Below are 25,113 nucleotides of genomic sequence, written 5' to 3'. Positions count from 1 at the left end.
GGGCCGCAAATCGAATGCAATTCGTTGCGTGGCCTCGTCGTGGGTGACTCGTATGCAGGGCAATGTCGCCTTCGGGAAACTCTTCTTCATTCATCAGATTTAGGGGCAAGGGTCGCCCGGGCGTCGCGTCATGCTGTTGGTCTTCCGTGCGCGATGGCAAGCGACATCGCGAGCGGACTCATATCCCGAATGAAGCCCGCGGATCCGCGGGCGACCGCGACGACCGCGCTGTTCCTCCGCTTGCCGCGCGCGACGAGCTAGCGAAAGCGCTGACACAATCGCACCTGTGCGTCCCGACGCGGTCCACAATCGGTTTTGGATGCCTTCATGGCGGCGCTGAGTCTCGGGGCTCACATGCGCCGCCGATAGCGCCAGGCGGCCTCGGGATGGCGTCGACCGTCTCTGGCTATGTCGAGGGACAGCGGCGCAACTATCTGAACGGCGTCGAGCGGACGCTCGATGAAATCCAGGTTAGCGAAATTTCGTTCCATAACGGCGTCGCGAACCCGCAATTGATCGGGCAGGAGGCCGGCGACACGCCCGCTGGATGGCGTGCGGATACGCGCGAGCAGGACGCGGCGGCCGATGCCAGGCCGGAAGCGGATGGTCAAGCCCGCGCGTCGTTGTGGGCGCTCGTTGCCGCGTACCATCCGGCGAGCCGCGTGTTGCTGCGCGGCCAGCTCGATGCGCTGGGGTACCACGCGATAATCGTCAGCAACGGCGTGAAGGCGAAGCGGGGCGTTCTTCGAGCATTCGTTCGATGTCGTGTTGACCAATTTGGGCATGCCGGAGCTCGACGGCTACGCGCTGACGAATTTCCTGCGAGAACAGGGTGCAGGGATGTCCGTGATCGCGATAACCGCGCATGCAACGGAGGGCAGTACCGGACGTTGCCGCACCTTGTGACCACGGATCCCGCAGTCCATGCCGGGCGCTGCCTGCATCGCGGACGAACTGCACGCCGGGCAATGCACGCGGCCGCACCACGCAGGTCAAGGTTTCGCGCAGACGCCGGCGATCTGGCTATATCCGTTCGCACCGTGCTTGCCCTGTCGAACCGGAAGATCGTAGGAGATGCGGCACGACGAATTCGCATCGTCGCCCCACTTGACGGTGAGTTCGCCGTGGGCGTCGAGCCCGCGCGCAAAGATCTTGCTTGCCTGGCCGACCACGCCGAGTTCCTTGCCCGACTGGTCGTACACGGTCGCGCCGAACGGCAGCGGCGTGCCGTTCGCCTGCCCCGCCTTGATGACGATCGCGCGCCCCGTGTCGGTCGCGAACTTCAGCAGCGGCACGGCGCCGGCGCGCGGCGCGACCTGCTGGCTTGTCTCCTTCAGCTCGACATCCATCGAGATGCCCTTCGGGTCGAGCTCGACGGTGTTCAGGTTGTAAGGCGTCAGATACGGCACGATCGCATAACCGCGACCGTCGACACGCACGCCCGACGAATTCGTGATGCGCGCGCCGGCAGCGCCCGGCGCTTCGACGATGCCGAACGTTTCGGACAGCGGCTGCGACAGCGTGATGCCGCCGCCATGCGCGACCGCCGCGCCCCGGATGCCGATCGACCCCTGCTGATAATCGCCGCTCGCGCTCGCGCTTGCGCTGAGTTCCGCGAAGCGGGCACGGTACGTGGCGCTGCCGCCGCCGTCGGTGCTCGAACTGCCGGTATCGGACGCGTGGTTCACGTTGACGCTGTACGACAGCGCATTGTCGACGCCGAGCGAATCCGACAGCGTCGTCTGAACCTGCGTACGGCCGCGGGTATCGTGCGTGACGCTGCCCGACACCGTCGTGGGCCGCGATCGGCCCAGCGGAATCGTGACGCTCACGTAGTACAGCGTGCTCATTTCGCCGCCCTGGCTGCGCTGCCGCGCGGCCGACAGGTTGTACGAAATGTTGCGGTACGCGTTGTTGTAGCCGACCGAATAGCTGGTGTCGGAGCCCTGGCGATTCCAGTAATCGGAGGCCGATGCGGTGACGCTGAGTTGGCCGCCCTTGTCGCCGAGGCGTTGACTGAGGGTCAGCGACGCGCGATTGCGCTGACGCCAGATCGAGTCGATAAACCCGCCCTCGCGCACGGTGTCGCGTGTGCGCATCGCGTCGTTCAGGCCGAAGTAGCCGCTCGTCGAGTAGCGGTACGCCGCGATCGCGATATCGGTATTCGTCTGCGCGATCGACTTCGAATAGCTGACCCGCATGCTCGAGCCGTTGAAGCGCTTCACGCCCGGGATCGATGTGGTCGCATGCGTGATGTCCGCACCGAACGCGCCGATCGACGTATTGAGCGCGGCGCCGACCATCGCGGACACATAGCCGGTCGCGGCCGTCACGCCGCCATAGCCCGTGATGAGGTTCGTCAGGCCGCGCTGGTACGTGGCCTGCGCGAACAACGGATGGCTGCTGCCCTGCGGATTGCGCAACGAGCCGACGGAAAAGCTGTAACGGCTGATGCCGGGCCGCAGCGACATCGGAACGGCCGCGTACGGTACCGAGAACGTATGCACGGAGCCGTCGGCTTCGGTGACGGACACCTGCAGGTCGCCGCCATAGCCGGTCGGATAGAGATCGTTGATCTCGAACGCACCGGGCGCGACGGTCGTCTCGTAAAGCGTCACGCCGTTCTGGCGAATCGTGACCTTCGCGTTGGTGTTGGCGATACCGCGCACCACCGGCGCGTACCCGCGCAGCGAATCGGGCAGCATGCGATCGTCCGACGACAGTCTCACGCCGCGGAACTGCGTCGAGTCGAACAGGTCGCCGGACGTATAGGTTTCGCCGATCACGAGCTGCGACGACAGCGACGGGAGGTCGCGCTGAGCGTAGGTGGAAATGTCGTTGTACTGGCTGCTCCCCTGCGACGACCAGCTATACGAGCCGTCGTGGCGGAAGTGCCAGTTACCGATGTTCACGCCGCCGTTCAGGCCGAGATACCCTTGCGTCTGCGTCGAGGTGCCGCGGTTCTTCGAGCCGTAGAGGTTGAAGTTGTAGCCGAGCATCGCGACCGGCACGCCCGAACTCCACTGGTCGGGGCTCACGTAGCCGCGCGCCTGGTGCGCGAGCGACGCTTGCGGGATGCTCAACGTCAGCGTCTGCTCGCTGAAATCGAACGCGGCGCTCGCTTCCGGAATGACTTGACCGATGCGGCGGCATTCGCCCGCGACGGCGAGTTGCGCGACGAGTTCGGGCGACAGTTTGCGGAAGTCGACGCCGATGCGCTTCAGCATCTTTTCGTCGAAGCAAGGCTGCGCGTCCGGCGTGCCGGGCGCGGCCTTGAACGGGATGTCGTACCGGCCGATCCAGTCGGTGCCGACGTAGAGGTCGACGCTATATTCGCCCGGCAGCGCGACGTTGCCGCGCGCATAGCGCGACAGGTCGACCTGCGTTCCGCCGCCGTTGCTCAGGAAGCCGGGATCGAATTCGACCTGGGCGAACTCCGTCTGCGCGACCTGGATCGGCGCGGGCAGAGATTGCGGAGGCGTTTCCGCACGCGCGCTTTGCGACCACGCGCCAATGCAGGACAGAACCAGCACGTAGATCGGCTTGAGGTGCGGCATGTCGGGCACGTTCGCGCGTACATGTCGATTCGAAGTCATTCCCCGCTACTCCTGTCGTGATCGGGCGCACGGCGCCACGCGCACGGCCAATTTCGGGCTGCGCGTGTCGCGGCGTCGCTCGGCGTTCGTTACAAACTGAGAAATCGGTATCGTTCGAGAGGCAGGGCCTCCGACGAAGATGGGACGCGGCAGTGCGCGATGCGATTGCGGATGTCGAACCCGCAACGCGCGGTGCGGCCGGTTATTGCGTCAGTGCGAGATCGAAACGGGGCTCTCGTTGTCCGACGACGAACCCCAGTCGTCGATACTGCCGAACGAGGCCGTTGCGCCGCTCGACGGAAGCGCACCGAGTTGCTTGACCGGGAACTGCTGCGTCGCGCCGGGCAGCACGTATCCCATTCCCGCGTCGTATTTGTGGCCGGCTGCCTTCAGCGACACGCTGCCCAGATTGACGACGTAGGGCGTCGGATTGCTGGCCTGCAGCGCATACCCTTCGCCAGCCTTGACGAGGCTCCAGTTCAGTTGCTTCGGCGCGGCGCTGGCGTTGCCGGTCAGGCCTTCCGGGCGGAACATCACCTTGATGCGCGAGCGGAAGGCGATCTGAAGCTGGTTCCGGTCGTCTCCGGTCGCCGCTTTGGGCGGGATTTCGAGCACGTTGAGCCAGAACAGCGATTCCTTGTCGGCCGGAAGCGGTTCGCGCGTATAGATCATGCGCAGCGTCTGTCCTTTGCCGGGTTCCATCCGGAACATCGCGGGCGTCAGCGTGAACGGGACGTCGATATTGTCGGGAGACGCATTCGGGTCGCCCTTGTCGAGCCACGCCTGCACGAGGGCGGGCGCCTTGCCTTCGTTCGTCAGCTTGACCGTGACCTCGCGGTCATTGCCCGGAAAGACCACGCGCGTCCCGGAAATCACCACGTCGGCCCAGGCGGGGGACGCGACGAGGGAGGAAAATAGTGCGAGCGTCGAAAAATACTTTGCGGACAACATGGGCAACTCCGAAAAAATATGTAGTAGTTCTTATCAGATGGAACACCGAGGAGCCGGAAGAAGTCCGGCCGGGAATTTTTTTTGAAAAGCTCCTCGGGTTCCGTTGCGATGGATTACTGGTAAGTCAGCGAGTACTGAACCTTCGAGTTGGCTTGGCCGGCGGTGGCCGCGGCCGTTGCGTAGTATTCGGCGAAGTAGTTCAGCGTTGCCTTGCCGTCTGCCGAGATATCGACGAGTTGACCACCCTGATCGCCCATCGCGCCGATCTTGATCGGCGTTTGCTTGTCGTTCAGCACGCTGATTTCGACATTCTTCGCAGCGTCCGCGCCACCGTCGAGCGTCAGGCGGCCGGTCGTCTGGTTGACGTTTGCGCCGGATTCGAAGACCACGCCGACCTTCGTCGGGTTCGCGCCGCCGGCGGTGCAGCCTTCCAGCGTCACGGAGAACGGCGTGCGGCCCGCCGTTTTACCTGCCTCGGCCAGCGTGTTCGAGCCGATTTTCGGCAGCGCCACGGGAATGCTGCCGCCCGAGCCGTTCGTCACCTTGCAGGTCGACGCAATGACGCTGCCCGTGAACGTGATCGTGCCGTCGGATGCGTGCGCGGCCGAAGCGGCAGCGAGACCGGCGGCAGCCAGGATCAAGGAAAGAGCATGAGTGCTTTTCGTGATTTTCATAAATCGAATTCCAAACGGTGATTGAGATGTGATGATGAAAGGCGAACTTGAGAGCCGTCGCGGGGTGCGTTGCGATGAATCTCGGTGTGCACATTTCGTGACAAATTTTCCGGATACGGGTCATGGCGCGGAATAGGACGATGTTCAAAATCACGAAAAACAAAATAGTACGAGTACCAAATTCGTGGAATGCAAGTGGAATCTTCAGGTGAACGGCATGAATTGTTAAATCCGGGGCGCCGCGCCGGGCAACCGTTTCGGCGCGAAACCCGATCCGTCGGCGCCGTTCCCGGCGCGAACGATGATCCAGGCAAGGATTGCGACAAGGAGAGCGGTCATGGGGGCTGTTGAACTCGTCAAAACCGGACCCGTCACTGCCGGCGGAGTATTGAGCGGCGCGTACGCTCAGTACCGCGCGAATGACGTAAGCGGACAGGTACTCGTCGAGTATCAATTCGCGTCCCCTGTCGTGGTCCCGCCCCGCGTTCCGACATGCAAGGCCGCGACACCGTTGATCACGATGCCGATGGGCAAGTTCGGCGCGAGTTCTTTCAACGCCATCGGCGCGACGGTAGGCTCGTGTCCATTCGCGATCTCGCTGTCTAGGTCGGGGAGGCGCGCGGGGACGGTGACCAATGCCTATATGACGCTGACCGATGCGACCATGCCGAGCAATACGTCGACGACACTATCGTTGACGCCGCAGTCGACGGCGTCCGGGATTGGTGTCCAGATCATGAGGGGCGACGCACTGGTGGCTTTCGGGCCGGATTCCGCCGCGGTCGGCAACGCCAATCAATGGCCAATGGGCACGGTTGCGCAAGGGCAAGCGAATTTGACGGTACCGCTGACCGCGGCTACGTGCAAACCGGCTCACAAATTGCGCCCGGAAGTGCGGATGCGCGGGCAACGTTCACGATGAGCTACCAGTAAGTCGTGGCGGTGAAACGCGAATGCGCGAATATCGGTTCAGGATTCCTGAAGCGGATCACTGCCCGAAGCGCTGCATGATTGTGTCCTTGAGGATGTCCTTGAGCCGCGCGGCGGTCAGTTCGCCCAAGTGCGATTCGACGAGTGATGTCTCTGATCGGCAATGGCGGCATCATGGTGATGCACCATCCTTACGGCGTGCAGATCATCGGGCGCAACATCAGCAAAACCGCAGCCTTCCGGTGCTTCCAGGCCGCGCCGCCGAACTCCTCGCGGTCGAACAGCGGGCGGATTTCTCGCGTCGAGACGATCCTCGCGGAGGGCAATGAGAGGGGAAGTGCGGCGGGGCGCAAGCAACAAGGCTGGTATGACTCCCGCTTGCCGGTGCGGCCGGCCGGCCCCGCTCAGCCGAGCAGGTAGCGCAGCAGGCCGGCCGACACGACGCCGACGATGACGGTCGGCAGGATCGACAGGCGCGTCGCCGCGAGCAGCGTGATCGCGAGCGCGAGCAGGTCGGCGGGGCGCGTCGACACGAAGGCCGGCGCGATCACCGAAATCAGCACGCAGCCGGGCACGTTCTCCATCACCGAAGCCATCCGCGGGCTCAGCGTGCGGTTGCGCAGCAGCACATAGCCGAGAATGCGCGACAGGTAGGTGGTAGACGCCATTAGCACGATCGTCGCGACCGTGCTGAAATCCGGGAGCTCAGGCATCGCGCGGCTCCCAGAGCAGCGCGGCGATCAGCCCCGCGCAGGCGCCGGCCGCGACATACCACGCACCGGGCAGCGCGAGGTGGGTGGCTGCCGCGACGACGAGGCTCACGAACCACGGGCGGCTGGCGCGCACGCCTTTCCACATCCCGCGCAGCAGCACCAGAAACACGGCCGTGAACGCCATGTCGAAGCCGTACTGTTCGACGTTGCCGATCGTCGGGCCGACCGCCGCGCCGAGCGTCGTCATCGAGATCCACGTCAGATAGAGCCCCATGCAGATGCCCGCGTAATAGGGCACGCTGATGTGGGTGGCCGAGCGCTCGCGCGCGTCGGCGAGCGACATCGCCCAGCTCTCGTCGCACATGAAGAACAGCGCGACGAACGCGCGGCGGCGCGGCAGGCGCCGGATATAAGGCTCGAACGCGGCGCCCATCAGGATGTGGCGCGAATTCACGAGAAACGACATCGCGACGATCAGCGCGATATGCGGCGGCGACGTCCACAGATGGATCGCCGCGAATTCGGAGCCGCCGCCGAAGTTCAGGCCCGTCATCATCGGCACCTCGAACAGGCTCAGCCCTTTCTGCGCGGCCTGCGCGCCCAGCACCAGCGCGAACGGCACGAAACCAAGCATGACGGGCAGCGCCGCGCGCAAACCGCGACCCATCTCGGCGACATGGGCGGGCCTGTCGCGAAGCCCGGACGACGTTGAAACGCTACTGCTCATTACTCCTCCTTCGGGGGAGGGATTGTCTGCTTTTTTGACTCGAATCGGGTTGCGTTGTGGCCAGATTTTTCCCAGAATTTGGCATTGAACGCGCAATGCGAGAATTTTTTGGAATTGGATGCCAAATGAAGCTTGACGCTATCGACCGCCGGATCCTGAGCGCGCTGCAGCGCGACGGCCGCATGCAGAACGTGGAACTCGCGCACGAGGTCGGGCTGTCGCCGTCGCCGTGCCTGCGGCGCGTGCGGCTCCTCGAGGAAGCAGGCGTGATCGAGAAATACGTGGCCGTGCTGAATCCCGCGAAGGTCGGCAAGGGGCTGACGATCTTCACGCGCGTATGGCTGAAGGGCCAGGACGCGGAGTCGGTGAACCGTTTCGCCGAGGCCGTCCAGCAAATGCCGGAAGTCGTCGAATGCCACCTGATGGCCGGCGACTGCGATTTCCTGCTGCGCGTCGTCGCGGCCGACATCGACGATTACCGGCGCTTCCAGATGGAATACCTGACGCGCATTCCCGGCGTGCTGAGCGTGAAGACCGACATTCCGATGCAGAAGGTCAAGCTCACGTCGGCGCTGCCGACCTAGCAAGGAGTGGGCGCGTGGCGGCGCATCGATGCGCGGTCATCGCGCGGTGACAATCGCCCGATAAACTGATGGGGTGGGTCGCGTCGCACAGGATGAGCCGTGCGATCGCGCACTGTTCGATGTGCAAGCAACTAACGGTCAATGCCGATGCAGTCGGCCCAGCGGCGCGGCGTGGCGCGCCGGGTCGTGCGTCGGTGCGGATGCGTTTTTTCCTGTCGAGTCCTGCATGCAGCCATTCAATACGCCGTGGAATTCACTGGAAATCGTCAAGCTCGTGCTCGGCGTGCTGACGCCGTTGTCGGTCGCGTGCCTCGGCTGGCTCGTCGCGCGCCGGCTGAAGCGGCTCGAACTCGTGCAGTGGACCAACCAGCGGCTGATCGAGAAGCGGCTGGCGCTGTACGACACGGTCGCGCCGCAGCTCAATGCACTGCTGTGCTTCTACACGTGGATCGGCTACTGGAAGGACATCTCGCCGGACGACGTGATCCGCGCGAAGCGCGACCTCGACCGCACGTTCCACATCTATCGCTACCTGTTCGACGACGACGTGTACGACGCATATCACACGTTCATCCATGCGCTGTTCGAGATGCATACGGGGCCGGGCCGCGACGCGCGGATCCGCTCGCTGATCCAGGCGCCCGACGGCGACCGCAGCGTGCACGGTTCGTATGAATGGAAGCCGGCGTGGTCGGAGCGTTTCGCGACCGCGAACGTCGTGCCGAAGGACGACGTGCTGAAGCATTACACGCAGTTGATGGAGCGGCTGCGCGTGGCGCTGGGCGCGACGCGCTGACGGGGTCGGCGCTCGCGCGCCATGCCGGTATTGAATCCGTCATGGAAGCCGACCGTTTTGAGCGTGCGTGATTCAGGCGAACGAGATCACGAGCCTCTTGCCGCAAGCCGCCGCATACTTGCGCAGTGTATCGACGGACGGGGAATGCTGCCCCGTTGCGAGCGCACGCTCGAGTCGCGTAATGGCGGGCGCTTTCGTGCCCATCCGTTCCGCCACGTCGGCTTGCGACAAGCCAGCCTCTCGCCGCGCAGCCAGCATCGCGTCGAGCAGCGCGAATTCCTCGCGATTCAATCGTTCGTATTCCGTGCGCACCGCGGGGTCGGCCAATGCCCGCTCACGTAGTTCCCTATACGTTGCCATCTCGAACCTCCTTCAATCGACGACGCGCGATTTCCAGTTCCTTCAGAGGTGCCCTTGGCGTGTTCTTCACGAAACAGTGCAGCATGACGATACGCCGCTCGACGATCGCGCAGTAAAACACTCGGGCAATACCTTCCGCGCCCTTCAATCGCATTTCGTACAGGCCGTTTCCCATCGCTCGGGAGTGAGGCTCCCCGAGATTCGGACCGTACCGCTCCATCCGGTCAGCGAGTGCAAAGTACCGGGCAAGCAGCGTTGTCGGCAACGACGCGACTCCCGCCGCTACACGGTCGTTGAAGAACTGGATCTCGTAACCATGAGTCGATAACGTAACAAATATGTTATGTGACGGCAAGAACGGTGACCGGCCGCAGAGGCGGGCACAGGCGGTTGGTCACACGTGAGGGAGCTCGCGACCGTATTTCTTGGGTCGGAGATATCGATGACGATGCACGGAACCGAGCGCGCTCGGGAATTCGGGCCCGGGAAGCAGCGCGACTCGGTGTCAGCGTGGAGTGGGGTACTACGGATTCGCGACGGGGTTAGTTCCGCCCCGCCACCGCGAGCCGCGCCGCCAGCCCCACGAACACCGACCCGAGCAGATACTGCGGCACCTTCGACGGCCGGCGGCGTGCGCCGATCCGCTGGCTCAGCCGGCTCGCGGAGAGAATCACCGCGCCGTTCACGACGATCCCGATCAGGTTGAGCACCGTCGCCAGCACGAGAATCTGCACGGCGATCGAGCCATGTTCGGGCCGCACGAACTGCGGGAACAGCGCGAGCACGAACAGCGCCATCTTCGGGTTCAGCAGGTTCGTCGTCAGCCCTTGGCGGAAGATCGTCGCGGTCGAGTGGCGACGTTGCGACGCGACGGGCGACAGCGCGGTCGCATCCGAACGGAAGGTTTTCCACGCGAGATACAGCAGATACGCGGCGCCAGCGAAGCGCACGACGTCGTACGCGAGCGGCACCGCGACGAAGAGCTGCGACAACCCGAGCGCCGCGGCGAGCGCATGGCAGTAGGTGCCGGCCTGAATGCCCGCGAGCGTCGCGAAGCCGGCGCGCCGGCCCTGGCTCACGCTGCGGGACGCGATCAGCAACATGTCCGGGCCGGGCGTGGCGGTGAGCGCGAGACACGCGCCGGAGAACAGCGCGAGCGTGGAGAGATCGATCATGGCGGCCCCTTTTGCCGGTGCGGCGTTGAAGGGAAGTCAGTTTAGGAGGGCGCCCGAGGCCGGTCAATCGAGCGAACGGACGATGGCCCGATGGCCAGACGGCACGCATCGCGCGTGCGCGGCCTGCACGCCACTCACTGTTTGCGGCAGGCAACCTGATAGTCGATCACGGTGTTCTCGGAAGGCTTGTCCGGCGCGCCACCCACCGTGGTCACGCCGAGCACGCCGGCCGCGTTCCGGTAGCGCAGCGCGCAATACCCGACGCCGGTGCCCGAGCACGCTTCGGCTTCGACGATGCCGTGCTTCGCGAGCGTTGCAGCGCCATCCGCCGCATCCGGCTTTTCGCGCGGACGCAGCGGCTGCCAGCCATGCGCGATCAGCATCTTGCGTGCCGCGTCGAGCGGCTTGCCATACACGTTCGGCACGACCGCGCGGCCGTTGCAGTGCGTACTTTCGGCGGCGACGCGGGTCAGCCGCAGGCCGCCGCTTTCCGCGTGCAACTCGCCGACGGGCGCGCCGGGGCCGTCGCCGCCCCAGACGAGCAGCGCGCCGTTTTCCAGACGATCGACCGAGCCGAGTTGCCAGCCGGCCTTGCGCGCGGTGTAGCCGAGCGCGACGAGCGTCGTGCCGTCGAAGACGCCGATATTGCCGTTGCGCGCGAAGCAGATCGCGCTCGTGCCGGCGTTGAATCCGCTTGCGAAGGTCACGACCGTGTAGCGCCCGAGCGGTGCCTCGGACGTCACGATCCAGTCGCGCTGCGCGACTTCGCGGCCGGCGGCCGTGGTCGTTTTCGCGCGATATTGCGTGCAGAACGGATCGAGCGCACCGCTTTCAGGCGAGTGCGGCAGCGTGCCGAGCGGCACGAGCGACGCGCCGGCGATATCGGAGCCCGTGCGCAGCGGCTCGGCCGATGCCGTGCCGCCGAACGTGGCGCCGGCAAATACCGCGATCGAAACGATCGAAGCAAGATTGCGGGCGAGCGGTGAGGCAACGGAAAGGAACATGCGGGCTGGCTCCGGGGAACGTGGGGCGGGCGCGGCAATCGCGTTTTTCCGCCCGTCCATCACGGTTGCGCGCACCGCCAGGCGGCACGCGCGCGTCGCCAAGGGCTCAGCCCTTCGCGACCACGTCGATGCGCAGCGCATCGCCGCCCGCGACGATCGCCAGCAGGCGATCGACGTTCGGATGCGCGCCCGGACGATTGCGCGCGTCGGCCGTATGCTCGGCGAACACCGCGAGGCCGTGCTCGGCCGCTTTCGCGTCGAGCGTGCCGAACGCCTGCTTCAGATAGTGGTACACCGCGAGCGAGCCCTGCTTGCCGGGCTGATTCTCGATGGTCGCGACCACGTCGCCGTTCGCGCCGACGAGATCGATGCGCGCGATGCCGTCGATGGCCGGCAGTTGCGCGAGGTTGTCCTTGAATACTGCGGTCGGTTGAATCACTGAAAACACTCCGTCGGTTCGGTCATGGGCCCAGATGCGTGGCCGGCCGTATCTTATCCGATCGGCGCCGGCGCGCCGGCCCGCGCGCCGGTGCCGGCCGTGCGCCACGCGAGCGCCGCGCCCGCGAGCTGCAGCGTGCCGCCCGTCAGCATCGCGACTCGCAGCCCGGTCGCACCACCGCCGCACGCGTCGTACAGCGCGCTCGGCATCGCCACGCCGAATACCGCGCCGGTCATCCGCGTCACGTTCATCAGCGATGCCGCCGTGCCGGCGCGTGCGGCGTCATGACCGCACGGTATCGGTCAGTACGCCCGCCTCGCGCGAGCGCTCGATATCGGGGCTGCGATACGCATGCTCGGGAATCTCGGCGAGCCGCGACGCATGCACCTGCCGGGGCGCGAGCCCGTAGAACTTTTGGAAGCTCATGATCAGCGGCGACCACTTGTCGGGATCGATGCGGTCCGGATGACCGTCCATCAGCAGGTCGGGATGCACGTGCACACGCTGGATGCGCACCTCGAACACACGAATGCGGCCGCGCAGGTCGGGCATGTCGTCGCCGATCCCGTGCGTGGCCGCGACGACCGCTTCCAGATGCACCGGGCATTCGAGCGCGCGTGGCGGCGCGACGGTTTGCGACGCGGCCTCGGTGAGCCCGGCCGTGCCGAACTTGTCGGGTTCGAATGCGTAGCCTTTCGCGCGCTTGCCGTCGGGCACCGGATACGTGCCCGTCGTGCGCGCGATCCGGTCCACGGCGTCCGCCTGCGCCGACGACGGCAGGTTCAGCACGCATTCGCCGGTGCGCAGCAGGTTGCGTGTTGTCTGCGAACTGGCGGCGATGCCGAGCACGCCGCGCCAGCCGAGCCAGAACGCGGACGAGATCGGCGCGAGATTGGCCGTGCCGTTTTCGTTGAGCGTGCTGACCAGCACGACGGGCGTGCCGAAGTAGAGGATGTTCGGTTCGGTGACGCAATGCGGCGCGTTCATGGTCGAGTCCTTCGGTGACGGGATTAGTCCGCATGCTGATCCTGTCGCGGCGGCGCGGCGCTCCGATTCTTGTCGTGTCATTCCGAAGGGTGCGCAAAGGGGCACGGGTACCGCGCCGGGCCGACACCGGCAGCGGCCGGGCTTTTCCGCTACAGTAGGAAATCGAAGGCCGCGCGCGCCTGCCTCACGCCGGCGCGCGCGGTCACGTTTCGCCAACGTACACGAGGGCCCGATGGACACCGAGCAACGCTACACCGCCAACGCGCCGACCCGCGCGGAAGTCGACGCACTGGGCGGCGCAACCGTCATCGAATTCGGCGCGAACTGGTGCGGGATCTGCGCAGGCGCGCAGCCCGCGATCACGGCGTCGTTCGCCGCGCATCCTGCCGTGCGGCACCTGAAGATCGAGGACGGCCCCGGCCGTCCGCTCGGCCGTTCGTTCGGCGTGAAGCTGTGGCCGACGCTGGTATTCCTGCGCGACGGGGTCGAAGTCGCGCGCGTCGTTCGCCCCACCGACGCGAAGCAGATCGAAGCCGACGGCTTCGCCGCGCTGGCCTGAGGTCACGGCGATGCAACAGGCCATCACGCACATCGGCGTCGATACGCGCGGCAGCGGCCTCGTCGAAGTCACGCCGCAGGTACGCGCGTTCGTCGATCAGCAGGCGATCCGCACCGGCCTGCTCACCGTGTTCTGCCGCCATACGTCGGCGTCGCTGCTGATCCAGGAGAACGCGGATCCGTCGGTGCAGCGCGATATCGAACGCTATTTCGCGACGCTCGCGCCCGAGGACGACACGCGTTACGAGCACGATACCGAAGGCACCGACGACATGCCCGCGCATCTGCGCACGGCGCTGACGCAGGTGCAGCTGTCGATTCCGGTCGAGCATGGGCGCATGGTGCTCGGCACGTGGCAGGGGATTTACGTGTTCGAGCATCGCCGCGCGGCGCACCGGCGCGACATCGTGCTGCATCTGATCGGCGAGTAGGCGAGCAGGCGAGCAGGCGAGTGGCCGGGCAAGCGGGAAGCGCGCGATGCCGCGCCGGCGCGCGGCTCAGGCGAGCAGCTTCTCGACGAGCGCGCCGAGTTCGCGCAGGTGGACGGGCTTCGGCAGGAACGCGTCGAACACCCGCTTGTTCTCGCGCAACGCGGCCGATTCATACGCGCTGACGCCGAGGATCGCCGGATGCCGGCCGTCGCCGTCGGGTTGCGCCACCGCGCGAATGCGCCGCGCCACGTCGAATCCGCTCAGGTCCGGCAGTTCGAGATCGAGCACGACGAGATCGTAGCGCCCCGTACCGAAGCGCGCGACGCCCTCCTGCCCGGTGCCGCACAGGTCGGCCTCGATACCGAGCGCGGACAGCATCGCGCCGAGCGTTTCGCGCGCGTTGTCGTTGTCGTCGACCACCAGCGCGCGCCAGTCGCGGTGCGGTAGCACGGGCGGCAGCGCGGGCGCGTCCCCGGCTGCGTTGCCGGCCGGTTCGACGCCGGGTGCTTCGACCGGCAGCGTCACGACGAACTCGCTGCCTTCGCCGACCACGCTGCGCACGTCCACATGCCCGCGCAGCGTCGTCACGATTTCGCGCACGACCGCGAGCCCCATGCCGATCCCGTCCACGTGCAGCCCGACCGCGTCGTTCGCGCGATAGAACGGCTCGAAGATCTTCGGCAGATGCTGCTTCGCGATGCCGGCGCCGGTGTCGCGCACGGCGATCCGCACCTGCTCGCCGGCCGGCGCGTCCGCGAGCGTGATCGCCACCGTGATCGAGCCGCCGACCGTGTACTTGACCGAGTTCTCGATCAGGTTCGACAGCACCTGCCGCAGCAGCTTGCGATCGGAGCGGATCGCGAGGCCGGGCGGCTCGACGAGCTGCGTGACCGCGATCCGCTTGGCCGCGATCTTCCCGCGCAGCGGTTCGAGCACTTCGGCGAGCAGCGGCGCGATGCCGACGGTATCCAGTTCGGCGACGCGTTTCGTCGAGCGCAGCTTGATGTAGTCGGTGAGGTCCTTGACGAGCGCTTCCAGCGACAGTGCGGAATTCTGCAGCCGCCGGATCGTCTTCAGGTTCGCGTCGGACTGCGGGCGTGCCAGCAGGATCTCGATCGATCCGCAGATCGCCTGCAGCGGCGTGCGCAGTTCGTGGCTGACCATCCCGAGGAACGCGTTCTTCGCTTCGATCATCTCGAACGCGCGGTCGGACGCCTTGCGTTCCGCATCGAGCGCCGCGTTTTGCCGCGCCAGCAGGTCGTCGCGCGTACGCATCGTATAGAACAGCAGCAGGAACAGCGCGCACAGGATCACGCCGAGCACGATGCCGAGGATCAGGATCGCGCGCTGCTTTTCCTTCAATTGATGGAACGTGAAGTCGCGCTGCGCCATTTCGATCGCGCGGAAGTAGTTCGCGAGGCCGTTGACCTTCGGCCAGTACGCATTGACTTCGTCGATCACCTGATGCGCCTGCTTCGGCGCGTCGCGCAGCAGCGGCACCTCGCGCTTCAGGCGCGTCATGAATTCGCCGAGCGCGTCGATCTCGTTGCGCGCGCGCGGGATGCGCAGCCAGTATCGGGACACTTCCGACGGCCGCTGCAGGAACCCGAACGACACCGACAGGCTGTCGAGCTGCATCTGCACGTGATCGAAATCGTCGTCCTCGCGCGTCGCGTAGAGAATCAGCTGCCGGTCGAAGCGCGTATAGACGTTGCGGTATTGCGCGGCGGTCCAGAACACGCCTTCGCGCGGCCCCTCGAGCACGCCCTCGTTGACCGAGGTGGCGAGGAGATCCCACAGCAGGAACGCCCATGCGGTGAACCCCGCGATCCACAGCGAGCCGAGGATCAGGATGATCTTTCTGTTTCTCCAGCGCCGCCGCGTCATGTCACTTCACGGTCAGGCCGATGATCTGCCACGCGAATTTGGCTTCGCCGAGCGGCGTCTTCAACTCGTCGGGATACTGATCGCGCGGATACATGATCCACAGCGGGCCGTAGTTGTCGTTGCCGAGCACCTTGCCGTTCATCGTCCGCGCGAGGATCACGCCGTACTTGTCGGCATCGGAAACGGGAATCGTGAACGTGTATTCGTCGATGCAGTGGAATTCGATCTGCGTACCCTGCGCGCCGACCGTCTTCAGCACGTCGGACAGGCGCGGGCCGGTGAAGGTCGCCTTCGGCGTCCAGCTCGTCGACGTGACGATCGTATGCTGCGGCAGCGCCATCAGCGCCGGCTCGGAAAAGACGTAGGCCGTTTTCCCCTGCTGATTGCTCTTGCTGATCTTGCCGTCGACGGTGAACGTGAACGACGACGCGGCCCATGCCGCGGCGGCCATTCCGAGCACGCAGGCGGCGAGCACGGTCTTGATCCAGATGGTTGAAACGCGCATGTCTTTCCCTCGGTCTGGTGGTTCGTGTGGTGGTGTGTCGCTCCGGCTTCAGTTCGCGGCGGCCGCGCCCGGCAGCGTGAGCTTCAGTTCGCGCGCGACTTCCGCGAACAGGATCGGCAGGCGCACCGGCTTTTCCTCGCAGCGCGCGTTGTAGTGCGACACGATGTGCGCGATCTCGTCCTCGCTCGCTTCGCCGGTCGAGATCTTGCCGGTCAGCAGGAAGATCGGCGCGCCGCTGTTCTCGCTCGAGCGGATGCCGCGCACGAGTTCGGCGGCCGTCTGGTCGCCGAGCATCCAGTCGAGGATGTAGCCGTCGAAATCCTCGACTTCCAGCGCCTTGCGGAAGCTCGCGCCGTCGAAGTACGGGATCGCGTTCACGCCTTTCTCGATGAAATATTCACAGACCGTTTCGGCGACGTCGTGCGAATCGTCGACCACGGCGATCCGCGCGGCATACACGTTCGGCTGCGCCGAGCGCAGCTCGATCACGTCGACCGGATACGTGCGGCCCTCGCGCGCGTGCGCGCGCTCGGTGACGATCCATTCGCCCTGCCACTGCAGCGCGACGAAATCCGTTTCGATCTGGCTGGTGGCCTTCGTCGAGATCGCGGCGCGGCAGCGCAAGCGCTTCGATTCGATCACGAACGTCGCGTCGATCATCTCGGGCGCGGCCGGCTGCATGCCCTTGTCGTCGAGCAGGATCGCGGGCGGCACGCCGAAGTGCGTCGCGATGTCCTGCAACTGCGACAGGTTCCACGGGATCAGGCCTTTCATCTTGCGCGTGACGACCGAGAAGCTCAGGCCGAGCACGTTCGCGATCGTCGTGTTGTGACTTCGCGGCGGAATGCCGTTCCGGTTCAGGAGATCGCGCACCTTGTTGGCGGTGATGAGATCGACGTTGGCCTGCTCGGTGGTGGACATCTCGAGGGGGTCTCCAAGGGTTTTGGCGAGGAAGAGCATATCAAAGCTGACGCGTCACGCAAACTTTAAACGCGCGATGGAACTTGACATGCCATTTTTCTCCATTATTATTGCTCACCACGTCACTATTGTTTGTCGCGTCATGTTTGGAGGTCGAAGCCGGCCATGGTCGGGCGGCGAAAAGCGGCGGCAATAAACAGTGACGGAACGATTCGAAGAGAGAACCTGAGAGAGCCTTGGGATGCGTGTCGGCGTTGGCGGATGGAATTGTATCCGGTGCGCCGCACGCAACCGGGTACGAGCTCGCGGGGTGGATAGCTCGAAGCATTGCGGTGCCAATAAGAACCTGAGGATAGTACCCATGTATCGCCGTTTACTCGCACCGGGGCTGCTGTTGCTGTTGGCCGCCTGCGCGCAGGATCCGTCCATCACCAGCAGCACGGTACGGATCTGCGACGACACGGGGTGTTCCGATCGCCCTAAAGATCAGGTCTCCTATCAAAAAAGGGACGATGCGGACGACCGGGAAGATCCGCGCATCGCCGCGCTCAAGCAAACCGCGAAGACCCAGCCGAAGGCCGCCTACGACCTCGGCCTGCGCTATTTCCGCGGCGACGGCGTGCGCCAGGACAGCTACCAGGCCCTCAAGTGGATGCGCGAGGCCGCCGAACGCGGCGACCTGAACGCGCAGAAGGCGCTCGGCAGTTTCTACCTGTTCGGCCTCGAGGAAATGGGCTCCGATGCGCGCGAAGCGGAGAAGTGGCTGTCGATCGCGGCCGGCCGCGGCGACAAGGAATCGAAAAAGCTGCTCGATCTCGCGCGCAAGGCGAAGAAGGAAGACGAAGAAGACTGGAAATGGCGCACGCAGTGGCGTGACGTCTATTACGGCTACTGGTACTCGGGCTATCCGTACTACGGCGTCTGGCAGCAGACGTACTGGTACTACTGACCGGGCATCGGGCCTGAAGCAACGGGGGCAGCCGCGGGGAGACCACCATCGCGCGCCACGCCGGGGGGCTTATCTAAGTTCGCACGGACCCATAAGCCGAACAACGACTCTAATCGATCGACAACGACATGAAGACCAACCTTTCCCAACGTCTGATTCAAGGTGCGCTGGTTGCAGCGCTTGGCGCGTCCGTCGCGGGGTGCGGCGGCATGGTGACGCCCGGCGGGCAGAACGCCGGGGTGACGGGCGCGGCGGCCGGCGGCGCGAGCGCCGGCGCCGATTCGCAGTTGCAGCGCTGCGCGTCGCCGCTGGGCACGATCGCGGTCGACGACGGCCGCAACGCCGACTGGTGGGGCCCGTTCGGCAGCGCGACGAAGGTGACGAGCATCGACCCGCTGCTGCGGCTGGCCGTGCAGCAGTCGAACTGCTTCGTGATCACGTCGATCGGCAACCAGAAGAGCGACGCGCGCCTGTCGCGCATCACGCAACTGCAACGCAACTCGGGCGAATATCGCGCGGGCTCGAAGCAGCAGAAGGGCCAGCGTGTGGCGGCCGACTACTACATGGAGCCGCAGATCGTGATCAACGATTCGCCGATCGGCGGGATCGGCAGCATGATCGGCGGGCTGATCGGCAACAGCGCGGTGGCGGCGGTGGCGGGGCACCTGCAGACGAAGGCGTCGGTGGTCACGCTGACGCTGTTCGACGTGCGCTCGGCGGTGCAGATCGCGGCGTCGGAAGGCAGCTCGACGGCGACGAACTACGGCGCGGCGCTGGGCGGCCTCGGCGGCGGGGTGGGCGGCGGGCTGGCCGGTTTCTCGACGACGCCGGAAGGCAAGGCGACGGTCGTCGCGTTCATCGACGCGTGGAACAAGATGGTCGTCGCGCTGCGCAGCTACAAGGCGCAGGACGTGAAGGGCGGCCTGGGCCGCGGTGGCCAGCTTCAGGTCAACTGACGCCGACGGGCCGGCGGGATGCCGCCGGCCGCCTGTCGAGCCCCGATTCCTGATTCCTGATTCGTGATGGTCGGTGCGTGCGGTGTGATCCGCGCGTACGGGCGTCGTTCGTCCCGCTCGTTTGAAAGGTGATTCCGATGAAAGCCGTTGCACTGATCGCATTGACCTGCCTCGCGCTGACCGCTTGCGGCGGCGACGACAATTCGTCTCCCGCGTCGTCCGGCGGTTCGGGGACGACCAACAACGGCGGCAGCGGCGGCAGCGGCGGGACGGGCGGCGCGGGTTCCGGCGGCAACGGCGGCTCGGGCGGCTCGGGCGGCGGCACGCTGACCTGGCGCTACGAGGCGCAGCCTGTCGCGGCCGATCGGGCCAGTTTCCTGACGCTGGTCAACAACGAAGGCGCGAAGGGCTATCGCTATCTGGGCGACTACTTCTACGCTGCGGGCAATGGCGGAACGCAGTCGATCTTCGTGAACGACGGCACCGCGCAGACCTACACGTATCAGTTGCAGACGGCGCCGGCCGACATGACGTCCTTCGTCAATACGGCCAACGCGCAAGGGGCGAGCGGCTACCGCTACGAAGGGCCGCTCACGTACGGCGATCTCTATCGCAAGGACGGTGGCTCGTCGGCCACCTACACGTACACGACGACCGGGCTGCCGGCCGATGCGAACGCGTTCCTCACACAGGCGAACGGCCAGGGCCAGTCGGGCTACTGGTTCGTCGGCCCGCTGATGGTCGGGGCCGTGCAGGCGAACGTCTACATGAAGAACAACGCGTCGAACGCAACCTATACGTACGACGCGCTGGCGCCGACGTCGACGGTCGGCGACTTCATCGCGCAGGCCAACAGCGAAGGCGCGAAAGGCTACCGCGCGAAGGGCGCGATGGCGTTCGGCACGGCGATCTCGTGGGTCTACGTGAAGGACCAGACGCAGTCGCCGACCTTCACGTACCAGTCGGCCGCGATCCAGTCGACCGGCGCGAACTTCGTGCAGCAGGCGAACACGTTCGGCGCGCAGGGCTCGGCGTATCTGAGCGACATCGCGCTCGGCACCACCGTGCCGCCGGTGATGGCGTCGTTCTATTTCGCGCCGAAGAACTGCACGGGCTTCCTGTGCACGACGCTGAATCCGCTCACGCAGAACTGAGCGGGCGCGTTCGGCGCGGGCGCGCCGCGTGGGGCGTTCCTTCGAGAATGACCCGCGCGCGCCTCATCGAGTGCCTCAGGTGCGACACGCGATGCGTGGACGCATCTTTTGCCGCCGGCCTGCCGGCGGTATTTCGTTTCTGCATACGCCGCGCTTTGCCGTTCCCCGCGTGACGCCGCGGCCCGGATCGGTCGAAATGTCGCATCAAAGACTCGGTCAAGTTCAAAACAATTATTCGAATTATTCAGACGAGTACTAAAACGGCCTGACTCGACTGATTTCCCCCGAGTCGTTTGGCATGATCGGGACAACTCCATCCCTTTCATTCCATCGTGACGTCCGTCCGGGCCGAGCATCCGCTCACCGCCGAACCCGACGTGCCGTCGCGCCAGGCCATGCCGTACAGCACGCTTCAGTCCATTCGCCGCTATCAGAGCATTTCGATGTTCGGCGGCGCCATCGTCGTGACGATCCTGATTCTCGTCGCCTGCGGGCTCGGGATCGTGTCGATCGTATACGGCTATCTGGACGGCGAGCGGCGCAATTTCCTGAACGGCGTCGAGGAAACCGGTGACGAGATCCAGGTGAGCGAGACGTCGTTCCGCAACGGCGTCGCGAATACGCAGCTGATCTGGCGGGAGCTCGATGCGGCGCCGGCGTCCGTCGTCGACGCATTCTTCGCCGACGGCCAGAAACTCGCGATCAAGCCGTATCCGTCGCTGGTGGTCGGCGTGCCGGGCCAGACGACGCGGCGCGACGAGGTGGCGCGCTACCTCGCGCTGTCGTTCATGCTGTCGCGTATTTGCGCGGCGAGTTCGCTCAATCGCGGACGCACCTTGGAGGGTTACCACTACAGCACGCGCACGGGGCTGTTCGGTCTGGTGCCGCACCTGTCGGGCGACAACCCGGCGCTGGCCACGGCCGAGGCGCGCGCGCATGTGCTCGACGCGTTGCGCATCGATTTCACACCCACGCCCGAAGTCGGCGCGGACGGTCGCCCGCACGTGCATTGGTTGCCGCCCTACGTCAACCCGGTGACGGGGCAGGCCCGCATCCGGATCGCCGCGCAGGCGCGCGCCGACGGCCAGCCGTTCGCGGTGCTCGTGACGGAGTACGCGCCTGAATATCTGCTGTCGTGGCTGCAGGATCGCCACGCGGCGGGCGTGTTCTTCATCACGACCGCGGACAACCGGCTCATCACGATCGATCCCGGGGTCGAGCGCACGCAGGCGCTCGACGCGCGCCTGCTCGCGCTGGACGTCGCGCACGAGTACGCGGCGCCGGCCGAGGCGATGTTCCGCGACGGCACGATCGTGTTCCGCAGTCCGCTCGCCGCAACCGGCTGGACGATCGCCTATGCGCTGTCGTTGGCCGATGTCGCGGCCGCGATCGGCGTGCAGGCCGGGGCGCTCGTCGCGACGTCGCTGCTGGCGATCGCGGTGATGTGGCTGCTGCTGGTGCGCTTCTACCGGCGCATGCTCGTGCCCGTCTACGCGCGCTCGGCACGCGTGTTCGACAGCGAGGATCTGTGCCGCAGCGTGATCGGAATGGCGCCCGTCGGCATCGGGCTCGTGTCACGATCCGATCGCCGCGTGATACTGGCGAGCGACGTGCTGGCGCAGATGCTCGTGCCGTACGGCGGCGATCCGCAGGCGCTGGCGGCGCAGGTCCTCGCGCAATACGAGGGGTTCGTCGCGGACGCAGGGGCCGGCCGAACGATGACGACCGAGCTCGTGCTCGACGCATCCGGCGCCGCGCCGCTGCATCTGGAGGTCATCGCGCACGGCGCGCGCTATCAGGGCGAGGACGTGATGATCGCGTCCTTCGCCGACACGAGTGCCCAGCGCCGGCTCGTGCATCAGCTCGAGGAAGCCGTGCGCGCGGCCGATTCGGCGAATGCCGCCAAGTCGTCGTTTCTCGCCGCGACGAGCCACGAGATCCGGACCCCGCTCAACGTGATCCTCGGCAACCTCGAATTGCTCGAGCGCACGGCGCTCGATGCATCGCAGCAGAGCCGCGTGCAGACGTTGCGCGCATCGGCGGAGGGCCTCCTCGCGATCGTCAGCGATATCCTCGATTTCTCGAAGATCGAGGCTGGCGCGATGTCGGTCGAGTCGATCGAGTTCGACGTGATCGCGGTGATCGAGCGCGAACTGGCGGCATTTTCCTCCGTCGCGAAGGCGAAGGGATTGCCGCTGTTCGCCGACATCGACGCGAGCGGCGCGCAGCGCATGCGCGGCGATCCGACGCGGCTCGCGCAGGTGGTCGGCAACCTGTTGGGCAACGCGATCAAGTTCACCCGCGAAGGCCGCGTCGTCGCCCGTGTGGTGGCGGGGCGAGGCACGGGCGGCGTACCGGAACTCGCGATCGGCATCGAGGACACGGGCATCGGCATCGATCCCGCGCAGCGGGCCAGACTTTTCAAGCCGTTTTCCCAGGTCGACGCGTCGATCACCCGGCGCTATGGCGGCACGGGGCTCGGCCTCGCGCTGTGCGATCGGCTCGTCGCGGCGATGGGCGGGACGATTTCGGTCGACAGCGCGCCGGGCGTCGGCAGCCTGTTTACCGTTCGATTGCCGTTGCGCATGGAGATTGCGCCGAAATCCCGGGCGGTGACGGGCGAGCGCCGGACACTGATCGTCGTGTCTCCCGACGACGCGTGGCGCGCGTTCGCCTTTCCGCATCTGCGTGCATGGGGTTTCGATGTCGCGATGCATCCGAGTCCGATCGGGATTGCCGCCGGGTGCCTCGAGCGTGCTCACGCGATCGTACTCTTCGGCGATTCGGAGCAGTGGCGGCGCGACGAGCTCGACAGTCTCGGCGGCGGTACGCCGGTCGTACTCGCGACACCGGACGGCCCGCTGCAGCCGAACGTCGCGGGCCGCACGATCCGCGTGTCGAGCTATTCGTTGAACGGGTTGTACACGGCGATCGAGCAGGCGCGCGTCGCGACGGCCGAGCAGCGGCGGCCGCCGGCGCGGGAGGGGAGTGACGATCGGCCAGCGGGAACTTCCGGCGCGCGTGTGCCTCGCGTGCTGGTTGCCGACGACGCGTCGGTCAACGGGTCGATTTTCCGCGAGCAGCTCGAGGTGCTCGGTTGCGCGGTCCGGTGCGTGTCGTCCGGCGGCGCCGCGCTCGATACGCTCGCGAGCGGTGCGTGGGACGTGCTGCTGCTCGGCGCCGACCTGCCCGACATGTCGGCATGCGAACTCGCGGAAGCCGTCCATGCGCGCGCGTTGCCTTGCGACATGGTCGCGGTCGCATCGCATTTGACGCCCGAGGACGCGCGTCGTTACGCGGCGTCGAACATCGACAGCGTATTGACCAAGCCGGTGACGCTGGCCGACCTGCGTCGCAGCCTGGCCCGTATCGCACGACAGCGCGGAATACGGTTTCCCGCCGTCGCCGCGGACGAACGGCCGGCGTCGAGCGCAGTCGTGACTGCGGTGGCGCACTGGCCGGGACGATAAAAATGAACGATACGACTGCGGCGTAGAACGCCCGTGTCCAAACTGGCAAGGCAGACACGCGGCATCGCCCGGATGCCGCGTGATTTCGATTGAACAAGGAGGGCGAAGGCCGTGCGCTATATGGGGAAGGTGTTCGGGCTGTTGCTTGGATTCGCGACGCTACCGGAGAAATCCAGACGGGATTTCCTCACGAGGCTGAACGAGTTCATGATGATGTCGCCGTCGCAGAAGCGGCGGGCGATCACTGAGTGGCAGCATGCTGCGGACGACAGGATGGATGAACCGGACAAGACCGTGGCCAGGCGTTAGGCAACGGCCCAAGGCGCTTTGCGGGACGGGATGGATCGACGGTGTGGGGGCCGTCGATCGGGTGTGCGTGGGCGTCCGATTGTCGAACGTGCGTGCCGTCGCGGCGCCGTGTTCCAGCCGGCGGCCGGCGCGTCGGCGGTGGCGTCGAAGGTCGACGGGGCGCGGACCAGCGGAAGCGCCGCGAGTCCCGATTCTCGGCGGCGACGCCGAACCCGTCTATTATCTTAAAATTACGCTGCGCACCGCCCGGTTCGCTGAACGTCGCAATCCAACCGTTGCGAGATCGATTCGAATCCCGGCGCGTCGCTCAACATGGCACGTCGGGCCGCGTGTATCGGGAGAAGAATAAAGATGGATGAATTTTTTGTGCGAGTGATGGTGGCGGACGATCATCCGTCGTCCGCACTCGGGATGTCGCAGGCACTCGCGGGCAGCAGCACGATCAAGCTGCTCGGCACTGTGTCGAATTCGACCGACCTGGTGGCGATGCTCGACGAGCAGCAGAGCGACGTGCTGGTCGTCGATTACGTGATGCCGGGCGGCAAGTATGGCGACGGCCTCACGTTGTTGTCGTTTCTGCAGCGCCGCTATCCCGCGCTTCGTCTCGTGACGATCACGATGATCGACAATCCCAGTGTGCTGCATGCGATCCAGCGGCAGGGCGTGGGGTGCATCCTCAGCAAGTCCGATGCGAATTCGCATCTGGTCGGCGCGGTTCACGCGGCCTATGTCGGCGCGAACTATCTGTCGCCGTTCGTCAAGCAGTTGCTCGAGGGCACCGAGAAATCGACGGGCACGCGTGCGCTGACGGCACGCGAAATCGAGGTCGTGCGGCTTTACGGGGCCGGCATGACGGTCGGCGAGATCGCCATTCAGCTTCACCGGAGCAAGCAGACGATCAGTTCGCAGAAGTCGAGCGCGATGAAGAAGCTCGGCATCGTCCGCGACGCGGACCTGATCCGCTATGCAAGCGAGGGCCATCTGCCCGACATGCCTGCGACCGATGCGTAGACGGGCAACCGGCGGGCGGTAACCGT

Annotated in this window: 26 protein-coding genes and 3 pseudogenes; 13 read left to right on the top strand and 16 right to left on the bottom strand. The window is 65.8% G+C overall.

All coding sequences use genetic code 11. From position 1 onward, the window contains the following. Window positions 1-128: 128 nt before the first annotated feature. Window positions 129-360: pseudogene (locus tag WS64_RS35375) on the bottom strand (IS110 family transposase); the annotation flags it as partial. A gap of 173 nt (window positions 361-533) precedes the next feature. Between WS64_RS35375 and WS64_RS35370 the strand changes: the two are divergent. Beyond that, window positions 534-894: pseudogene (locus WS64_RS35370) on the top strand (response regulator); the annotation flags it as partial. Between the two features lie 98 nt (window positions 895-992). On the opposite strand, the gene WS64_RS25000 reads toward WS64_RS35370, so the two are convergent. The 3 genes from WS64_RS25000 to WS64_RS24990 form a co-directional block, all read right to left on the bottom strand. Then, window positions 993-3,596, bottom strand: a complete 2,604-nt coding sequence (locus tag WS64_RS25000) for a fimbria/pilus outer membrane usher protein (RefSeq protein WP_060968026.1) — start codon at window positions 3,594-3,596, stop codon at window positions 993-995. A gap of 210 nt (window positions 3,597-3,806) precedes the next feature. Continuing rightward, window positions 3,807-4,547: a fimbrial biogenesis chaperone gene (locus WS64_RS24995; protein WP_059638857.1), complete on the bottom strand. Its 741-nt coding sequence runs from the start codon at window positions 4,545-4,547 to the stop codon at window positions 3,807-3,809. Window positions 4,548-4,660: 113 nt separating this feature from the next. Beyond that, entirely contained in the window at window positions 4,661-5,221 is a 561-nt protein-coding gene (locus WS64_RS24990) for a fimbrial protein (protein WP_060968025.1), read from the bottom strand. 337 nt (window positions 5,222-5,558) lie between these two features. On the opposite strand from WS64_RS24990, the gene WS64_RS33500 reads away from it, so the two are divergent. Next, on the top strand, window positions 5,559-6,143 hold the full coding sequence (locus WS64_RS33500; protein ID WP_155720471.1) for a fimbrial protein: 585 nt from the start codon (window positions 5,559-5,561) through the stop codon (window positions 6,141-6,143). A 155-nt stretch (window positions 6,144-6,298) separates the two neighbouring features. Further along, on the top strand, window positions 6,299-6,571 hold the full coding sequence (locus tag WS64_RS24980) for a hypothetical protein (RefSeq protein ID WP_060968023.1): 273 nt from the start codon (window positions 6,299-6,301) through the stop codon (window positions 6,569-6,571). Here WS64_RS24980 and WS64_RS24975 read toward each other — a convergent pair. After that, entirely contained in the window at window positions 6,556-6,864 is a 309-nt protein-coding gene (locus WS64_RS24975; protein WP_059237885.1) for an AzlD family protein, read from the bottom strand. The two genes, WS64_RS24980 and WS64_RS24975, sit on opposite strands and share 16 nt — an antisense overlap. Next, window positions 6,857-7,591 carry an AzlC family ABC transporter permease gene (locus WS64_RS24970; protein WP_059576213.1) on the bottom strand — a complete coding sequence of 245 codons (735 nt, stop codon included), beginning with the start codon at window positions 7,589-7,591 and terminating at the stop codon, window positions 6,857-6,859. Before WS64_RS24970 ends, WS64_RS24975 begins: the two co-directional genes overlap by 8 nt. A gap of 125 nt (window positions 7,592-7,716) precedes the next feature. Between WS64_RS24970 and WS64_RS24965 the strand changes: the two genes are divergently transcribed. Together WS64_RS24965 and WS64_RS24960 are read left to right on the top strand one after the other, a co-directional pair. After that, window positions 7,717-8,175, top strand: coding sequence for an Lrp/AsnC family transcriptional regulator (locus tag WS64_RS24965; RefSeq protein ID WP_006486309.1), 459 nt, complete (start codon window positions 7,717-7,719; stop codon window positions 8,173-8,175). A gap of 226 nt (window positions 8,176-8,401) precedes the next feature. After that, window positions 8,402-8,971 carry a hypothetical protein gene (locus tag WS64_RS24960; protein WP_059576210.1) on the top strand — a complete coding sequence of 190 codons (570 nt, stop codon included), beginning with the start codon at window positions 8,402-8,404 and terminating at the stop codon, window positions 8,969-8,971. 72 nt (window positions 8,972-9,043) lie between these two features. Here the strand turns inward: WS64_RS24960 and WS64_RS24955 are convergent, their stop codons facing one another. The 7 genes and pseudogenes from WS64_RS24955 to WS64_RS24930 all read right to left on the bottom strand — a co-directional run bounded on the left by WS64_RS24955 (window position 9,044) and on the right by WS64_RS24930 (window position 12,936). Beyond that, window positions 9,044-9,331 (bottom strand): helix-turn-helix domain-containing protein, encoded by a 288-nt coding sequence (locus tag WS64_RS24955; RefSeq protein ID WP_060314794.1) that lies wholly within the window; start codon window positions 9,329-9,331, stop codon window positions 9,044-9,046. Further along, entirely contained in the window at window positions 9,318-9,596 is a 279-nt protein-coding gene (locus tag WS64_RS33495; RefSeq protein ID WP_322111790.1) for a type II toxin-antitoxin system RelE/ParE family toxin, read from the bottom strand. The genes WS64_RS24955 and WS64_RS33495 overlap by 14 nt, the downstream gene beginning before the upstream one ends. A 277-nt stretch (window positions 9,597-9,873) precedes the next feature. Beyond that, window positions 9,874-10,506 (bottom strand): LysE family translocator, encoded by a 633-nt coding sequence (locus WS64_RS24950; protein ID WP_059576201.1) that lies wholly within the window; start codon window positions 10,504-10,506, stop codon window positions 9,874-9,876. 134 nt (window positions 10,507-10,640) lie between these two features. After that, a complete protein-coding gene (locus tag WS64_RS24945; RefSeq protein WP_060968022.1) occupies window positions 10,641-11,510 on the bottom strand; it encodes a PASTA domain-containing protein in 870 nt (289 codons plus the stop codon). 106 nt (window positions 11,511-11,616) lie between these two features. Next, the gene (locus WS64_RS24940; RefSeq protein ID WP_059576195.1) at window positions 11,617-11,949 is read right to left on the bottom strand and encodes a DUF2322 family protein; all 333 of its coding nucleotides are present in this window, start codon (window positions 11,947-11,949) and stop codon (window positions 11,617-11,619) included. Window positions 11,950-12,002: 53 nt separating this feature from the next. Next, window positions 12,003-12,233 (bottom strand): annotated as a pseudogene (locus WS64_RS24935) (MFS transporter); the annotation flags it as partial. Next, on the bottom strand, window positions 12,232-12,936 hold the full coding sequence (locus WS64_RS24930) for a flavin reductase family protein (protein ID WP_060968020.1): 705 nt from the start codon (window positions 12,934-12,936) through the stop codon (window positions 12,232-12,234). The gene WS64_RS24930 and the pseudogene WS64_RS24935, both read right to left, overlap by 2 nt. Window positions 12,937-13,168: 232 nt before the next feature. Between WS64_RS24930 and WS64_RS24925 the strand changes: the two genes are divergently transcribed. Together WS64_RS24925 and WS64_RS24920 are read left to right on the top strand one after the other, a co-directional pair. Beyond that, window positions 13,169-13,495 (top strand): thioredoxin family protein, encoded by a 327-nt coding sequence (locus WS64_RS24925; RefSeq protein ID WP_059576186.1) that lies wholly within the window; start codon window positions 13,169-13,171, stop codon window positions 13,493-13,495. Window positions 13,496-13,505: 10 nt separating this feature from the next. After that, the gene (locus tag WS64_RS24920; RefSeq protein ID WP_059638867.1) at window positions 13,506-13,925 is read left to right on the top strand and encodes a secondary thiamine-phosphate synthase enzyme YjbQ; all 420 of its coding nucleotides are present in this window, start codon (window positions 13,506-13,508) and stop codon (window positions 13,923-13,925) included. Window positions 13,926-13,991: 66 nt separating this feature from the next. Here the strand turns inward: WS64_RS24920 and atsR are convergent, their stop codons facing one another. The 3 genes from atsR to WS64_RS24905 are packed head-to-tail and all read right to left on the bottom strand — an operon-like array spanning window position 13,992 to window position 17,238. Further along, on the bottom strand, window positions 13,992-15,812 hold the full coding sequence (gene atsR, locus WS64_RS24915; RefSeq protein WP_060968019.1) for a hybrid sensor histidine kinase/response regulator AtsR: 1,821 nt from the start codon (window positions 15,810-15,812) through the stop codon (window positions 13,992-13,994). Between the two features lies 1 nt (window position 15,813). Further along, complete coding sequence (locus tag WS64_RS24910) at window positions 15,814-16,317, bottom strand: putative pterin-binding protein (RefSeq protein ID WP_060968018.1); 504 nt, start codon at window positions 16,315-16,317, stop codon at window positions 15,814-15,816. A 48-nt stretch (window positions 16,318-16,365) separates the two neighbouring features. Beyond that, window positions 16,366-17,238, bottom strand: a complete 873-nt coding sequence (locus WS64_RS24905) for a response regulator (protein WP_059576173.1) — start codon at window positions 17,236-17,238, stop codon at window positions 16,366-16,368. Between the two features lie 361 nt (window positions 17,239-17,599). On the opposite strand from WS64_RS24905, the gene WS64_RS24900 reads away from it, so the two are divergent. The 6 genes from WS64_RS24900 to WS64_RS24875 all read left to right on the top strand — a co-directional run bounded on the left by WS64_RS24900 (window position 17,600) and on the right by WS64_RS24875 (window position 25,087). Continuing rightward, window positions 17,600-18,187 carry a tetratricopeptide repeat protein gene (locus tag WS64_RS24900; protein ID WP_059644760.1) on the top strand — a complete coding sequence of 196 codons (588 nt, stop codon included), beginning with the start codon at window positions 17,600-17,602 and terminating at the stop codon, window positions 18,185-18,187. Window positions 18,188-18,315: 128 nt separating this feature from the next. Next, the gene (locus WS64_RS24895; protein WP_059581218.1) at window positions 18,316-19,143 is read left to right on the top strand and encodes a hypothetical protein; all 828 of its coding nucleotides are present in this window, start codon (window positions 18,316-18,318) and stop codon (window positions 19,141-19,143) included. Between the two features lie 137 nt (window positions 19,144-19,280). Continuing rightward, window positions 19,281-20,297: a hypothetical protein gene (locus WS64_RS24890; protein WP_060968584.1), complete on the top strand. Its 1,017-nt coding sequence runs from the start codon at window positions 19,281-19,283 to the stop codon at window positions 20,295-20,297. A 395-nt stretch (window positions 20,298-20,692) separates the two neighbouring features. Continuing rightward, on the top strand, window positions 20,693-23,767 hold the full coding sequence (locus tag WS64_RS24885) for an ATP-binding protein (protein ID WP_060968583.1): 3,075 nt from the start codon (window positions 20,693-20,695) through the stop codon (window positions 23,765-23,767). A gap of 120 nt (window positions 23,768-23,887) precedes the next feature. Continuing rightward, complete coding sequence (locus tag WS64_RS35365) at window positions 23,888-24,076, top strand: hypothetical protein (RefSeq protein ID WP_081059181.1); 189 nt, start codon at window positions 23,888-23,890, stop codon at window positions 24,074-24,076. 351 nt (window positions 24,077-24,427) lie between these two features. Beyond that, window positions 24,428-25,087, top strand: coding sequence for a response regulator (locus WS64_RS24875; RefSeq protein WP_059640548.1), 660 nt, complete (start codon window positions 24,428-24,430; stop codon window positions 25,085-25,087). Window positions 25,088-25,113 lie beyond the last annotated feature (26 nt).

It is taken from the genome of Burkholderia anthina (assembly GCF_001547525.1).
GTDB lineage: Bacteria > Pseudomonadota > Gammaproteobacteria > Burkholderiales > Burkholderiaceae > Burkholderia > Burkholderia semiarida.
The sequence above is the reverse complement of the archived record's forward strand: the minus strand, read 5'-3'. Positions and strand labels throughout refer to the sequence as shown.

Coding starts and splice junctions, on each gene's coding strand:
- WS64_RS25000 (WP_060968026.1), bottom strand. CDS start 3,596: ATGACTTCGAATCGACATGTACGCGCGAACGTGCCCGACATGCCGCAC.
- WS64_RS24995 (WP_059638857.1), bottom strand. CDS start 4,547: ATGTTGTCCGCAAAGTATTTTTCGACGCTCGCACTATTTTCCTCCCTC.
- WS64_RS24990 (WP_060968025.1), bottom strand. CDS start 5,221: ATGAAAATCACGAAAAGCACTCATGCTCTTTCCTTGATCCTGGCTGCC.
- WS64_RS33500 (WP_155720471.1), top strand. CDS start 5,559: ATGGGGGCTGTTGAACTCGTCAAAACCGGACCCGTCACTGCCGGCGGA.
- WS64_RS24980 (WP_060968023.1), top strand. CDS start 6,299: ATGTCTCTGATCGGCAATGGCGGCATCATGGTGATGCACCATCCTTAC.
- WS64_RS24975 (WP_059237885.1), bottom strand. CDS start 6,864: ATGCCTGAGCTCCCGGATTTCAGCACGGTCGCGACGATCGTGCTAATG.
- WS64_RS24970 (WP_059576213.1), bottom strand. CDS start 7,591: ATGAGCAGTAGCGTTTCAACGTCGTCCGGGCTTCGCGACAGGCCCGCC.
- WS64_RS24965 (WP_006486309.1), top strand. CDS start 7,717: ATGAAGCTTGACGCTATCGACCGCCGGATCCTGAGCGCGCTGCAGCGC.
- WS64_RS24960 (WP_059576210.1), top strand. CDS start 8,402: ATGCAGCCATTCAATACGCCGTGGAATTCACTGGAAATCGTCAAGCTC.
- WS64_RS24955 (WP_060314794.1), bottom strand. CDS start 9,331: ATGGCAACGTATAGGGAACTACGTGAGCGGGCATTGGCCGACCCCGCG.
- WS64_RS24950 (WP_059576201.1), bottom strand. CDS start 10,506: ATGATCGATCTCTCCACGCTCGCGCTGTTCTCCGGCGCGTGTCTCGCG.
- WS64_RS24945 (WP_060968022.1), bottom strand. CDS start 11,510: ATGTTCCTTTCCGTTGCCTCACCGCTCGCCCGCAATCTTGCTTCGATC.
- WS64_RS24930 (WP_060968020.1), bottom strand. CDS start 12,936: ATGAACGCGCCGCATTGCGTCACCGAACCGAACATCCTCTACTTCGGC.
- WS64_RS24925 (WP_059576186.1), top strand. CDS start 13,169: ATGGACACCGAGCAACGCTACACCGCCAACGCGCCGACCCGCGCGGAA.
- WS64_RS24920 (WP_059638867.1), top strand. CDS start 13,506: ATGCAACAGGCCATCACGCACATCGGCGTCGATACGCGCGGCAGCGGC.
- atsR (WP_060968019.1), bottom strand. CDS start 15,812: ATGACGCGGCGGCGCTGGAGAAACAGAAAGATCATCCTGATCCTCGGC.
- WS64_RS24910 (WP_060968018.1), bottom strand. CDS start 16,317: ATGCGCGTTTCAACCATCTGGATCAAGACCGTGCTCGCCGCCTGCGTG.
- WS64_RS24905 (WP_059576173.1), bottom strand. CDS start 17,238: ATGTCCACCACCGAGCAGGCCAACGTCGATCTCATCACCGCCAACAAG.
- WS64_RS24900 (WP_059644760.1), top strand. CDS start 17,600: ATGTATCGCCGTTTACTCGCACCGGGGCTGCTGTTGCTGTTGGCCGCC.
- WS64_RS24895 (WP_059581218.1), top strand. CDS start 18,316: ATGAAGACCAACCTTTCCCAACGTCTGATTCAAGGTGCGCTGGTTGCA.
- WS64_RS24890 (WP_060968584.1), top strand. CDS start 19,281: ATGAAAGCCGTTGCACTGATCGCATTGACCTGCCTCGCGCTGACCGCT.
- WS64_RS24885 (WP_060968583.1), top strand. CDS start 20,693: ATGCCGTACAGCACGCTTCAGTCCATTCGCCGCTATCAGAGCATTTCG.
- WS64_RS35365 (WP_081059181.1), top strand. CDS start 23,888: ATGGGGAAGGTGTTCGGGCTGTTGCTTGGATTCGCGACGCTACCGGAG.
- WS64_RS24875 (WP_059640548.1), top strand. CDS start 24,428: ATGGATGAATTTTTTGTGCGAGTGATGGTGGCGGACGATCATCCGTCG.